This is a genomic window from Lysobacter enzymogenes, from assembly GCF_017168095.1.
GTDB classification, from domain to species: domain Bacteria; phylum Pseudomonadota; class Gammaproteobacteria; order Xanthomonadales; family Xanthomonadaceae; genus Lysobacter; species Lysobacter enzymogenes_D.
This window is the reverse complement of the sequence record NZ_LXSD01000351.1, coordinates 5,325-17,158: the sequence shown is the minus strand read 5'-3', so window position 1 is coordinate 17,158 and position 11,834 is coordinate 5,325. Positions and strand designations below refer to the sequence as shown.

Genomic DNA, 11,834 nt, shown 5'->3' with positions numbered 1-11,834 from the left:
CGCGCCGCTGACGCTGGCGCTGGACCTCGGCGTGGCCAGCACCGACGCGCGCCTGAGCCGCGGCGCCAGCGCGGTCTCGCTGCAGCGCGCCGCGGCCACGCCCGACCTGACCCGGATCGACCTGGTCCGGGTGCCGCTGGCCTGGACCCAGGCGCTGGCGGCGCAGGCCTGGAGCGAGGGCCGGATCAAGAGCGGCATCCTCGACGGCCGCCTCGACATCGCAGCGCCGGCCCGCGCGCCGCTGCGCATCGCCGGCGACCTGCGCCTGGCCGGCGCCGGCTTCGACACGCCCGACGGGCTGATCGCCGGGGAAAAGCTCGCCGCCGACCTGCGCGTGGACAGCGAGCTCGGCGCGCTCACCCGGGTGCGCCTGGGCGGGCGCCTGCGCGACGGCGAGCTGCTGTTCGGCAACGCCTACATCGCCCTGCACGGCAAGCCGGTGGAGCTGGACGTGCAGGCCGAAAGCGCGCCCGGCCAGGGCTGGCGGCTGCCGCGCATCGCCTGGCGCGACCCGGGCGCGCTGAGCGCGGGCGGCAGCGCCGCGCTGCGCAGCGACGCCAGCCTCGAAGCGCTCGACCTGCAGCTCGACAGCCCCGACCTGGCGCCGCTGCGCGAGCGCTATCTGAGCGGTTTCCTCGGCCTGGCCGGGCTGGCGCAACTGGAGCTCGCCGGCGGCCTCGACGCGCAGCTGAGCCTGCGCGGCGGCGACCTCTCGCAGGCCAGCGCGCGCCTGCGCGAGGTGCGCCTGCGCGACGCGCAGGGCCGGTTCCGTTTCGAAGGGCTCGACGGCACGTTGGCCTACTCCGACGCCGCGCCGCGCGAGAGCGAACTGAGCTGGCGCAGCGGCGCGCTGTACGGGCTGGAGTTCGGCGCCACCCGCCTGCCGTTCTCCAGCGACCACGGCGAATTCCGGCTGCAGCGCGCGATCTCGTTCCCGATGCTCGGCGGCCGCGTCGGCGCCGACAATCTGCGTCTGCGCCCGCCGGCCGGTGGCAAGGGGCTGGACCTGCGCTTCGGCCTGAACCTGGACAAGCTCGACGTCGCGCAATTGTCCAAGGCGCTGGACTGGCCGGCCTTCACCGGCGAACTCAGCGGCCGCATTCCGCAGGCGCATTACGCCGACGAGCGCCTGGAACTCGACGGCGGCCTGGCCATGCAGTTGTTCGGCGGCACCGTGGAGGTGTCGTCGCTGGCGATGGAGCGGCCGCTCGGGGTCGCGCCGACGCTGAGCTCGGACCTGGCGCTGCGCAACATCGACCTGGAATCGCTGACCGGCGTGTTCGGCTTCGGCAGCATCACCGGGCGTCTGTACGGCCGCATCGACCGCCTGCGCCTGGTCGACTGGCAGCCGACCGCGTTCGACGCCGAACTGCACACCGAAAAGACCCGCGGCGTGCGCCAGCGCATCAGCCAGCGCGCGGTGCAGGACCTGTCCAGCGTCGGCGATTCGTCCTTCGTCGGCAGCCTGCAGGACCGGCTGATCGGCTTCTTCGACGACTTCGGTTACGCCCGCCTGGGCATTTCCTGCAAGCTCGCCGACGAGGTCTGCCAGATGGGCGGGCTCGGCGCGGCCAAGCCCGGGCCCGACGGCAAGCCCGGCTTCGTCATCGTCAGCGGCGCCGGCGTGCCGCACCTGGACGTGGTCGGCTACAACCACCGGGTCGACTGGCCGACGCTGCTGGAACGCATGGAGGCAGTCAGCAAGGGCGAACTCAAGCCGGTGGTGCAATGACGCCGGCGTAGCCTTGCGGTTCAACGGCGCCGTGGTTCAATGGCCCGCATTCGTTCACTGCCGCGGACGGACCCGCGGCCCGCCGCGCCGGACGCGCACAACCAGAAGGACCCGCACATGCGCCGTTGGATGGGAGTACCGGTCGCCGCCGTGATGTTGACGGCCTGCGTGACCATCAACGTCTACTTCCCGGCCGCCGAGGCCAAGGAAGCCGCCAAGGAGTTCGTCGAGAAGGTCATCGGCGACACGCCGGCGGCGCAGCCCGAGGCCAAGCCCGCCGACGGCGGCAAGCCCGGCGGCAGCGCTTCGCTGCAGCGTCCGTCGCTGCAGTGGGGGCAACTGGCCAGCCGCATCGACTGGTGGTCGGTGGCCGGCATCGGCAGCGCCCGCGCGCAGTCGCCGGACATCTCGATCAAGACCCCGGCGATCCAGGCGATCCAGTCGCGCATGGCCCAGCGCTTCGATTCGCAACTGCGCGCCCAGTTCGACTCCGGCGCGCTCGGCTTCGCCAGCAACGGCACGGTCAGCGTGCGCGACGCGGCCAAGATCCCGCTGTCCGACCGGGTCGGCGTCAACCAGGCGGTGGCCGACCAGAACCGCGATTCCAACGCGGTCTACAAGGAAATCGCCGTGGCCAACAACCACCCGGAGTGGGAAGGCCAGATCCGCCAGGTGTTCTCGCGCCAGTGGATCGAAAGCGCCAAGGGCGGCTGGTGGTACCAGGACGCCGGCGGGGCCTGGAAGCAGAAGTAACCGGCGATCGCCACCCGTCGAAGCGCAAGGCCCGCCATCGGCGGGCTTTGTCGTTTGTGCGCAGGGGCCTGGGCGCGCAGGCGTTCAGGTTTTCCGGCCCCGGCCCGGGATGGCCGAACATGCGACAATAGCCGGCCGTAAAACCCGCCAGCCGCTGTGGCCCGCATCGATCAGACTCCCTTCGAAATCGCCATTTCCGATTTCACCCACGATGGCCGCGGCGTCGGCCGCCGTCCCGATCCCAAGGCTCCCGACAGCGCCGGCAAGGCGGTGTTCGTCGCCGGCGCGCTGCCGGGCGAGCGGGTCATGGCCCGGCAGACCGCGCGTTCGCGCAGCTTCGACGAGGCCATCGCCGTGCAGGTGCTGCAGGCCTCGCCCGACCGCGTCGAGCCGCGCTGCGCGCATTTCGGCGTGTGCGGCGGCTGCGCGCTGCAGCATCTGGCCGAGGACAAGCAGATCCTGGCCAAGCAGCGCGTGCTGATGGAGAACTTCGAGCGCATCGGCCACGTCATGCCCGAGCGGGTGCTGCCGGCGCTGACCGATTCGGCCTGGGGCTACCGGCGCAAGGGCCGGTTCTCGGTGCGCCGGGTCGAGAAGAAGGACAAGACCCTGGTCGGTTTCCGCGAGAACGATCCGCGCTTCGTCGCCGACATCTCGCGCTGCGAAACGGTGATCCCGGCGATCGGCGACAAGGTGTCCGCGCTGGCCGCGCTGATCGACGGCATGGACGGTCGCCGCGAGATTCCGCAGGTGGAGTTCATCGGCGGCGACCGCATGAGCGACCACAGCGGCATCGCGCTGACCTTCCGCCATCTGGCGCCGCTGTCGGACGGCGATCGCGACAAACTGGTCGCGTTCGGCCGCGAGCACGAGTTCGCGATCTTCCTGCAGCCCGGCGGCGTGGACACGGTGCATCCGCTGTGGCCGGCCGATCCGCAGCTGCAGTTCTCGCTGCCGGATTGGGATCTGCAGCTCAAGTTCCGGCCGTTGGACTTCATCCAGGTCAACGCCGCGCTCAACGGCCGCATGATCCAGCACGCGCTGGACCTGCTGGAGCCGCAGCCCGAGGACCGCGTGCTCGACCTGTTCGCCGGCCTGGGCAATTTCACCCTGCCGTTGGCGCGGCGCGTGCGCGAAGTGGTCGGCGTGGAAGGCGAGGCCGGACTGGTCCGGCGCGCGCGCGAGAACGCCGAGCACAACGGCCTGGCCAACGCGCAGTTCTACGCCGCGGACCTCGGCAAGGATCTGCGCGGCGAGCCGTGGATGCGCGAAGGCTTCGACCGCCTGCTGCTGGATCCGCCGCGCTCGGGCGCCGATTTCGTGCTGACCCAGCTGCCGCTCAAGCAGTTCAAGCGCATCGTCTACGTGAGCTGCCATCCGGCTTCGCTGGCGCGCGATGCGGGCTATCTGGTGCGCGAGAAGGGCTGGAAGCTGCGCGCGGCGGGGGTGATGGACATGTTCCCGCATACCGGGCATGTGGAGTCGATCGCGATGTTCGAGCGCTGAGGCGTTCGGGGTCGGGGGCACTTGCAGCACCCTCTGCGCGCCGTCATTCCGGCTTTCGCCGGAATGACGGTGTTGGGACGTGGGGCGATGGTTTGCATCGCACAGCGGCAGCGGCGCGGGCGATGGTTGCGGCGGCTGCGTGCGGACGTTGGATTCGGCGTTGTTTTTACTATTTGGAATTCCCGTGGGCATCGAAATCGAACGCAAATTCCTCGTCGTCGGCGACGCCTGGCGCGAGGCCGCGCACCAGGTCGCGCCGATGGCGCAGGGCTATCTCAACGACCTGGCCGCGATGGACCGCGGCGCGATGAAGGCTTCGGTGCGCGTGCGCATCGCCGGCGATGAGGCCTTCCTCAACCTCAAGTCGCGCGAGCTCGGCCACACCCGCCAGGAGTTCGACTATCCGATTCCGGTGGAGGATGCGCGCGCGTTGCTGGCGCTGTGCGTGGGCGGGCTGGTCGACAAGCGGCGGCACTATGTCGAGCACGCCGGCTTCGTGTGGGAAGTCGACGAGTTCTTCGGCGACAACGCCGGGCTGGTGGTGGCCGAGATCGAGTTGCCGAGCGCCGATACGGCGTTCGAGCGTCCGGCCTGGGCCGGGCGCGAGGTGACCGATTCGGCGCGCTACTACAACCTGGCGCTGTCGACCCGGCCGTTCGCGCAGTGGAGCCCGGCCGAGCGCGCCGGCGAAGACTGAGCCGGTCCCCGGGGCGGCGGCCGTTGTGGAAGGGACCGCTGTTGTGGGAGGGACTTCAGTCCCGACGCTTTCCGCTCCGGTCGCGGCGACCCGGCACAAGAGCATCGGGACTGAAGTCCCTCCCACAACAGCCCTCCTGGCACCCGCCATCCCCGGGATGCCCCGCCGCCCCATCTGCGCGACAATGCGCCCGACGCGCACCGCGCCGTAATCCTCCTCCAGGAGTCCCCGCATGCTCGTGATCGGCGTCGCCGGTACCGAACTCACCGCGCAGGAACGCGACTGGCTGCAGCACGACGCCTGCGCCGGCGTGATCCTGTTCGCCCGCAACTTCGCCTCCCGCGCCCAGGTCGCCGAGCTCTCGCAGGCGATCCGCGAAGCCGCGCCGCGCCCGCAGCTGATCTGCGTGGACCAGGAAGGCGGCCGCGTGCAGCGCTTCCGCGAGGGCTACAGCGCGCTGCCGCCGCTGCAGACGCTGGGCAAGCTCTACGCCCGCGACCCTCAGGCCGCGCTGGCGCTGGCCGAGGAGCACGCCCAGCTGATGGCCGGCGAAGTGCAGGCCAGCGGCGTCGACCTGAGCTTCGCCCCGGTGGTCGACCTGGGCCGCGGCAACCTCGCCATCGGCAACCGCGCCTTCGACGCCGATCCGCAGGTCGTGGCCGAGTTCACCCGCGCCTACATCCGCGGCATGCACGCGCGCGGCATGGCCGCCACGCTCAAGCATTTCCCCGGCCACGGCTCGGTGCTGGCCGACACCCATTTCGACCAGGCCGCCGATCCGCGCAGCCTCGACGAACTGCGCCGCACCGACCTGATCCCGTTCGTCGCCGGCATCGAGGCCAAGGCCGACGCGGTGATGATGGCGCACGTGTCGTATCCGGCGGTGGCGCCGGAGCCGGCCGGCTACTCGCGGCTGTGGATCGAGGACATCCTGCGCCAGCAGATGGGCTTCCGCGGCGTGGTCTTCAGCGACGACATCGGCATGGCCGCGGCGTTCTCCGTCGGCGGCGTGCGCGCGCGCATCGACGCGCACCTGGACGCCGGCTGCGACGTGGTGCTGGTCTGTCATCCGCAGTTGGTAGAAGAGTCGCTGCAAGCGGTCGCCGGCCGGCCGCTCAACACCGCCGCGCTGCTGGGCCTGATCGGCCGCGGCGCGATGGGCTGGGACGGCCTGATCGCCGATGCCCGCTACGCCGACACCCGCACCCGTTTGGAAGGACTGGCTTGATGAGCGACAACGACCTGGCCCAGGCGCTGGAAAACGCCGACCTGATCTTCGACCGCCGCACCCTGGAGCGCGAGATCGCGCGCATGGCCGTGCGCATCCGCAACGACTACGCCGGCGCGCGTCCGGTCTATCTCACCGTCATGCACGGCGGCCTGCCGTTCGCGGCGCAACTGGCGATGGAGCTCGGCGAGCGCGGACTGGACCTGGAGTTCGACTACCTGCACGCCACCCGCTACCGCGGCGCCACCACCGGCGCCGACCTGGTGTGGAAGCACCGCCCGGCCACGCCGCTGCGCGGGCGCCGGGTGCTGCTGGCCGACGACATCGTCGACGAAGGCCACACCCTGCACGCGATCCGCGCCTGGTGCCTGGAGCAGGGCGCGGCCGAGGTGCGCATCGCCGCGCTCGCGGTCAAGGCGCACGACCGCTGCGTGGAAGGCCTGCGCGCCGATTACGTCGGCGTGGAAGTGCCCGACCGCTACGTGTTCGGTTACGGCATGGACTTCCACGAACAAGGCCGCAACCTGCCGGCGATCTACGCGCTGCGCTGAACGCTTCAGCTGCGCGAAACGCCCCAAGCCGCCGCGCCCGCCGCAGTTCCCATTCCCCATTCCCGCCTTCGCCCCCATGCCCCAGCCCATCGATCTCGCCGTCATCGGCGGCACCGGCCTGTACCGCATCGCCGAACTGCAGGACGTCGAATCGCACCAGCCGGTCACCCGCTACGGCGCGCCGTCCGGCCCGATCCGGGTCGGCACCCTCGGCGGCCGTCGCGTCGCATTCCTGGCGCGCCACGGCGAAGGCCATTCGCTGCCGCCGCACCAGATCAACTACCGCGCCAACCTGGCCGCGCTGCAGGCCGTCGGCGCCGGCCGCGTGCTCGCGCTCAATACGGTCGGCGGCATCACCGAACGGTTCGGCCCGCGCGTGCTCGGCTGCCCGGACCAACTGATCGACTACACCTGGGGCCGCATCTCCACGCTGTGCGAAGAGCCCGGCACCGAAGTGCTGCACGTGGATTTCGGCGAACCCTACACGCGCAGCCTGCGCGCGGCGGTGCTGGCGGCGGCGCAGCGCGCCGGCGTGGCGCTGGTCGACGGCGGCTGCTACGGCGCGACCCAGGGGCCGCGCCTGGAAACCCGCGCCGAAATCGCGCGCATGCGCCGCGACGGCTGCGACCTGGTCGGCATGACCGGCATGCCCGAAGCCGGGCTCGCGCGCGAACTCGGCCTGGACTACGCCTGCCTGGCGATCGTCGCCAACTGGGCGGCCGGCGCCGGCCCCGATCCGGACGAGGTCATCACCTTGCAGGACGTGCTCGACAACGTCGCCGCCGCCTCGGCGGGTTTGCCGGCCTTGCTCGCGGCGTTGCTGGAATCGTATTGAGCTGCCGCACTGAGCCGTCGCATTGAGCTACGGCCGCACTGAGCGACCGCCACGCCAAGTGACCGCGGTCGCATAAACGCGAGGCCGCTTCGCCGACGTGGCCGGAAATTGGATCGTTCTACGTGTCCGATGCCGTCACGTTGAGCCGTTGTCATCTATTGGCACAGTTTGCATACTCGTCGGTGCGTCAAACGCCACGCGGCGGCGACGCACGTCAACGCATCCAGCATGAGGTCAATAAGGATATGCAGTACGGCACCGTGAAGTGGTTCAACGACGCCAAGGGCTTCGGTTTCATTTCTCCCGAAGATGGCAGCGCGGATGTATTCGTGCACTTCTCCGCGATCAACGCCAAGGGCTTCCGCAGCCTGCAGGAAGGCCAGCGCGTCAGCTACCAGCTGACCCAGGGCCCGAAGGGCGCGCAGGCCTCGGAAGTCACTCCGCAGGCTTGATCGTTCGCATTGCCCGCCGCGCGGGTTTCGGCGTATCGCCCTACCGTTCCAACGCGGACCGCTCCTGACGGACCGATCCGCCGGACAGTTTCCAAGGCCTCGCTTCGGCGGGGCCTTTTTCTTTGCGCGCGGCGCGGGCAGGGCGCCGGTAACGGCTCGCTGTGCGCATCCGCGTCGCGGCGCGCGCGTCGCGGCGGCGCGCGCCGGCCGCGGTTGTGATGCGCGTATGGACGCGCCGCTCTAATCCGGCGGGTCTAGAATCGGGCGGATCGCAGCGGATACGCACCCGCAGGAGAGCCGCATTCATGGACACGCCCGCCCCGCCGCCGTTCGCCACCCACACGGTCGACAACCAGCCGCCGCCGTTCGCGCCGCGCGACCTGTGGGCCGACGACGCCGCGCTGCGCGAAGCGGTCGAACGCGAAGGCGGCGGCGCCTTCGCCGCGCGCCTGCAGCGCTACGGCGCCTTCGCCGGCGACGGCCTGCTGGCGCTGAGCCTGGACGCGCACCGCGACAAGCCGCGCCTGCGCAGCCACGACGCGTTCGGCCACCGCATCGACAAGGTCGAGTTCCATCCGCACTACCACGCGATCATGGGCGCGGCGATCGAGCACGGCGTCGCCGGCCTGTCCTGGCACGAGCCGGTGCCCGGCGCGCACGTGGCGCGCGCGGCGCTGAGCTATCTGCACCATCAATCCGAGCCGGGCACCAGCTGCCCGCTGACCATGACCCACGCCAGCGCGCCGGTGCTGCGCCACGCGCCGGCGCTGGGCGAATGGATGCGCAAGGCCGCCGCGCCGCACTACGACGGCCGCGACGTCGCCGCCGCCGACAAGCCCGGCCTGACCCTGGGCATGGGCATGACCGAGAAGCAGGGCGGCTCGGACGTGCGCGCCAACCGCACCGTCGCCACGCCCATCGGCAGCGACGAATACGAGCTCGTCGGCCACAAGTGGTTCTTCTCCGCGCCGATGTCCGACGGCTTCCTGGTGCTGGCGCAGGCGCCGGGCGGCCTGACCTGCTTCCTGCTGCCGCGCTGGCATCCGCACGGCGGCAAGAACGCGCTGCGGCTGATGCGGCTCAAGGACAAGCTCGGCGACTGGTCCAACGCCTCGTCGGAAGTCGAGTTCCACAACGCCTGGGCGCAGCGCGTCGGCGAGGAAGGGCGCGGGGTGGCGACCATCATCGAGATGGTGATGCTGACCCGGCTCGACTGCATGCTCGGCTCGGCCGGCGAAATGCGCATGGCCCTGAGCCAGGCGCTGCACCACGCGCGCCACCGCCGCGCGTTCGGCAAGCCGCTGGCCGAGCACGCGCTGATGCGCAACGTGCTGGCCGACCTGGCGCTGGAATCGGAAGCCGCCACCGCGCTGGCGCTGCGCGTGGCCGGCGCCATCGACCGCGCGCCGCGCGATCCGCGCGAGGCGGCGTTCGCGCGCATCGCCACGGCGATCGGCAAGTACTGGATCTGCAAGCGCGCGCCGGCGTTCGTCAACGAGGCGCAGGAATGCCTCGGCGGCGCCGGTTATGTCGAGGAATCGCTGCTGCCGCGGATCTACCGCCAGGCGCCGCTGAATTCGATCTGGGAAGGCAGCGGCAACATCCAGTGCCTGGACGTGCTGCGCGCGCTGGCGCGCGAGCCCGAGGCGGGGCAGGCGCTGCTGGCCGAGCTCGACGCCGCGCGCGGGCTCGACGGCGCGTTCGATGCTTGCGCCGATGCGCTTGCGCGTGCGCTCGCCGGCGGCGCGGCGCTGCCGGAAGCGCAGATGCGGCTGTGGGTCGAGCGCCTGGCGCTGGCGTTGCAGGGCGCGCTGCTGCTGCGCGCCGGCAGCCCGCTCGCGGCCGCGTTCTGCCGCAGCCGCCTGGGCGGCGAACAAGGCCTGGGCTTGGGCACCTTGCCGGACGACCTGGATTTCGTCGCCATCGCCCAACGCGGCGTGCCGGCGTGAGCGCGCGCCTCGCGTGGGCGCTCGCGCTGCTGGCGCTCGGCCTGGCGCCCGCGTCCGCGCGCACGCCGCCGGCGATGGCGGCGAAGGCGCAGCAGGCCGACCGCATCCAGGTCGACAAATCCGAGCGGCGCATGCGCCTGTACCGCGACGGCAAGCTGATCCGCACCTATCCGATCCTGCTCGGCGACGCGCCGGCCGGGCACAAGCGCCAGCAGGGCGACGAGCGCACGCCCGAAGGCGATTACCGCATCAGCGGGCGCAATCCCAACAGCCGCTTCCATCTGTCGCTGCGGGTGTCGTATCCGAACGCGGCCGACCGCAGGCAGGCGCAGGCGCGCGGCGTCGATCCGGGCGGCGACATCATGATCCACGGCGGCACGCCGCGCGGCTACGCGCGCGACTGGACCGACGGCTGCATCGCCCTGACCGACAGCCAGATCGAAGAAGTCTGGAGCCTGGTCCCGACCGGCACGCCGATCCGCATCGATCCCTGAAGCGCGCGCAGCCCGGACCGCGCTCCAGGCCGGCGGTCGCATCGATTCGTATCGACGCTTGAGATGCGCGCGGTGCACACTCGCGCGATCGATCCGAGATCGGAGCCGTTGGCTATGGGCATGACCTGGAGCGCTACCGCGATGGACCCGGCGCGCGCCGCCGCGCTGCTGGAGCGCGCCGACCGCGTCGAAGCGGAGCTGTACGAACGCGAAGACGCGCAAGCGGCGAGCGATGCGTATCTCGACAAGGCCTGGCACGCGATCCATTTCGTGCTGACCGGCTCGGCCTGGGCCGGCGAAGCGCCTTGGGCCTGGGCGGTGCTCGGCGGCACCCCGGTCGGCGAGGACGAAGCCGGCTGGCGTCATTTGCCGGCCGAGCAGGTGCGCGAGGTCGCGCAAGCGCTGGCGGCGTTGCCGCCGGCCGAATTCGCGCGCCGCTACGACGCGCAGGCGCTGGCCGAGGCGCAGATCTATCCCGACGTGATCTGGCTGCGCGACGGCGACGATGCGCGCGACTACGTGTTGGATTACTACGCGCAGTTGAGCGGGTTCTATGCCGCGGCGGCGCAGCGCGGGGACGATGTGTTCGCCACGATCGGCTGAGCGCCGGGCTGCGGCCCGGCACGGCCGGGCGGATGCGCCCCTCAACGCAGCCGTTCGGCGTAGCCCTCGCCCACGTGGCGGCTGATGTAGGTGCTCAGGCCGCGCCCGGCGCGCGCGAGTTCGAGCATGCGCGCCAGCGCCGCTGCGCCGGCGCTGGCGCGGGTGTAGCGATAGACCGAGCCGTCGACGAATTCCACCGAGATCGCGTCGAGCTCGGCCCGGTAGGCGCGCACGCCGGAGCGGCCGCTGAGGTTGCGATAAGGCGTCATGGACAGGTTTGCGTTCGCCTGAATGCGTGCGGCAGCGGCTGCGGCGCTACCGCCGGTCGCGAGCCGCGGACTGGGGCTTCAGCCTGCCGCGAACGGGTGTAAGGTCGGGTGAGGCGGCACCCGCGCTGCCACGGGAGGCCCGCCATGCGTGGTTCGCGTAAATCCCAGGCTTTGGCCCTGCTGGCCCTGGCGGCGATACCGCCGCCGGCGCACGGTTCGGATTTTTCTCTGGCCTTGCTGTGGCTCGGCCGCGGCGCCGGCCTGCTGGCGCTGGGCGGGTTGCTGTTGTGGATGTGGATGCAGGCGCAGCGGCCGGCCTAGCTCGCAATGCGTGGGCGTGGCGCGAGACTTCGGCTCCGGGTTTCAGGGTCATGTCGCGATGAAGCCCTGGATGCCCGCGTTCGCGGGCATGACGATAGGTGGGTTTCGTCGCGAGCGATTTTCTCCGCGCCACTCCAAGCCGTCGTCCCCGCGAAGGCGGGGATCCAGAGACTTCAGAGTCATGCCGCAATGAAGCCCTGGATGCCCGCGTTCGCGGGCATGACGATAGATGGGTTTCGTCGCGAGCGATTTTCTCCGCGCCGCTCCAAGCCGCCATCCCCGCGAAGGCGGAGATCCAGAGACTTCAGCGTCATGTCGCGATGAAACCCTGGATGCCCGCCTACGCGGGCATGACGATAGGTGGATTTCGTCGCGAGCGATTTTCTCCGCGCCACTCCAAGCCGTCATCCCCGCGAACGCGGGGATCCAGAGGCTTCAGAGTCA

General features: G+C 71.1%; 14 protein-coding genes. 13 read left to right on the top strand and 1 reads right to left on the bottom strand.

Annotation, left to right across the window (positions count from 1 at the left end):
- The 12 genes from A7A76_RS13335 to A7A76_RS13285 form a co-directional block, all read left to right on the top strand.
- Nucleotides 1-1,732: hypothetical protein (locus tag A7A76_RS13335; protein WP_206411639.1), on the top strand; the 1,732-nt coding region annotated here is incomplete at its 5' end.
- Nucleotides 1,733-1,849: 117 nt separating this feature from the next.
- Nucleotides 1,850-2,485, top strand: a complete 636-nt coding sequence (locus A7A76_RS13330; protein WP_206411638.1) for a DUF1318 domain-containing protein — start codon at nucleotides 1,850-1,852, stop codon at nucleotides 2,483-2,485.
- 156 nt (nucleotides 2,486-2,641) lie between these two features.
- A complete protein-coding gene (gene rlmD, locus A7A76_RS13325; protein WP_206411637.1) occupies nucleotides 2,642-3,991 on the top strand; it encodes a 23S rRNA (uracil(1939)-C(5))-methyltransferase RlmD in 1,350 nt (449 codons plus the stop codon).
- Between the two features lie 184 nt (nucleotides 3,992-4,175).
- Nucleotides 4,176-4,688: a CYTH domain-containing protein gene (locus A7A76_RS13320; protein WP_206411636.1), complete on the top strand. Its 513-nt coding sequence runs from the start codon at nucleotides 4,176-4,178 to the stop codon at nucleotides 4,686-4,688.
- Between the two features lie 25 nt (nucleotides 4,689-4,713).
- A complete protein-coding gene (locus A7A76_RS26600) occupies nucleotides 4,714-4,899 on the top strand; it encodes a DUF6053 domain-containing protein (protein WP_428995144.1) in 186 nt (61 codons plus the stop codon).
- Between the two features lie 21 nt (nucleotides 4,900-4,920).
- Nucleotides 4,921-5,916: a beta-N-acetylhexosaminidase gene (gene nagZ, locus A7A76_RS13315; RefSeq protein ID WP_206411635.1), complete on the top strand. Its 996-nt coding sequence runs from the start codon at nucleotides 4,921-4,923 to the stop codon at nucleotides 5,914-5,916.
- The gene (locus tag A7A76_RS13310; RefSeq protein ID WP_206411634.1) at nucleotides 5,916-6,467 is read left to right on the top strand and encodes a hypoxanthine-guanine phosphoribosyltransferase; all 552 of its coding nucleotides are present in this window, start codon (nucleotides 5,916-5,918) and stop codon (nucleotides 6,465-6,467) included. Before nagZ ends, A7A76_RS13310 begins: the two co-directional genes overlap by 1 nt.
- Nucleotides 6,468-6,543: 76 nt before the next feature.
- On the top strand, nucleotides 6,544-7,302 hold the full coding sequence (locus A7A76_RS13305) for an S-methyl-5'-thioinosine phosphorylase (RefSeq protein ID WP_206411633.1): 759 nt from the start codon (nucleotides 6,544-6,546) through the stop codon (nucleotides 7,300-7,302).
- A gap of 245 nt (nucleotides 7,303-7,547) precedes the next feature.
- Nucleotides 7,548-7,754, top strand: coding sequence for a cold-shock protein (locus A7A76_RS13300; protein ID WP_057947005.1), 207 nt, complete (start codon nucleotides 7,548-7,550; stop codon nucleotides 7,752-7,754).
- Nucleotides 7,755-8,059: 305 nt separating this feature from the next.
- Nucleotides 8,060-9,703 carry an acyl-CoA dehydrogenase family protein gene (locus A7A76_RS13295; RefSeq protein ID WP_206411632.1) on the top strand — a complete coding sequence of 548 codons (1,644 nt, stop codon included), beginning with the start codon at nucleotides 8,060-8,062 and terminating at the stop codon, nucleotides 9,701-9,703.
- Nucleotides 9,700-10,197 (top strand): L,D-transpeptidase family protein, encoded by a 498-nt coding sequence (locus tag A7A76_RS13290; RefSeq protein WP_343225334.1) that lies wholly within the window; start codon nucleotides 9,700-9,702, stop codon nucleotides 10,195-10,197. The genes A7A76_RS13295 and A7A76_RS13290 overlap by 4 nt, the downstream gene beginning before the upstream one ends.
- A gap of 120 nt (nucleotides 10,198-10,317) precedes the next feature.
- On the top strand, nucleotides 10,318-10,800 hold the full coding sequence (locus A7A76_RS13285; RefSeq protein ID WP_206411631.1) for a YfbM family protein: 483 nt from the start codon (nucleotides 10,318-10,320) through the stop codon (nucleotides 10,798-10,800).
- A gap of 41 nt (nucleotides 10,801-10,841) precedes the next feature.
- On the opposite strand, the gene A7A76_RS13280 is transcribed toward A7A76_RS13285, so the two are convergent.
- Nucleotides 10,842-11,069 (bottom strand): hypothetical protein, encoded by a 228-nt coding sequence (locus tag A7A76_RS13280; RefSeq protein WP_206411630.1) that lies wholly within the window; start codon nucleotides 11,067-11,069, stop codon nucleotides 10,842-10,844.
- Between the two features lie 144 nt (nucleotides 11,070-11,213).
- On the opposite strand from A7A76_RS13280, the gene A7A76_RS13275 reads away from it, so the two are divergent.
- Complete coding sequence (locus A7A76_RS13275) at nucleotides 11,214-11,390, top strand: hypothetical protein (protein ID WP_206411629.1); 177 nt, start codon at nucleotides 11,214-11,216, stop codon at nucleotides 11,388-11,390.
- The last annotated feature ends 444 nt before the right edge of the window (nucleotides 11,391-11,834 follow it).

Coding starts and splice junctions, on each gene's coding strand:
- nagZ (WP_206411635.1), top strand. CDS start 4,921: ATGCTCGTGATCGGCGTCGCCGGTACCGAACTCACCGCGCAGGAACGC.
- A7A76_RS13275 (WP_206411629.1), top strand. CDS start 11,214: ATGCGTGGTTCGCGTAAATCCCAGGCTTTGGCCCTGCTGGCCCTGGCG.
- A7A76_RS13310 (WP_206411634.1), top strand. CDS start 5,916: ATGAGCGACAACGACCTGGCCCAGGCGCTGGAAAACGCCGACCTGATC.
- A7A76_RS13330 (WP_206411638.1), top strand. CDS start 1,850: ATGCGCCGTTGGATGGGAGTACCGGTCGCCGCCGTGATGTTGACGGCC.
- A7A76_RS13295 (WP_206411632.1), top strand. CDS start 8,060: ATGGACACGCCCGCCCCGCCGCCGTTCGCCACCCACACGGTCGACAAC.
- A7A76_RS13285 (WP_206411631.1), top strand. CDS start 10,318: ATGACCTGGAGCGCTACCGCGATGGACCCGGCGCGCGCCGCCGCGCTG.
- A7A76_RS13305 (WP_206411633.1), top strand. CDS start 6,544: ATGCCCCAGCCCATCGATCTCGCCGTCATCGGCGGCACCGGCCTGTAC.
- A7A76_RS13280 (WP_206411630.1), bottom strand. CDS start 11,069: ATGACGCCTTATCGCAACCTCAGCGGCCGCTCCGGCGTGCGCGCCTAC.
- A7A76_RS13300 (WP_057947005.1), top strand. CDS start 7,548: ATGCAGTACGGCACCGTGAAGTGGTTCAACGACGCCAAGGGCTTCGGT.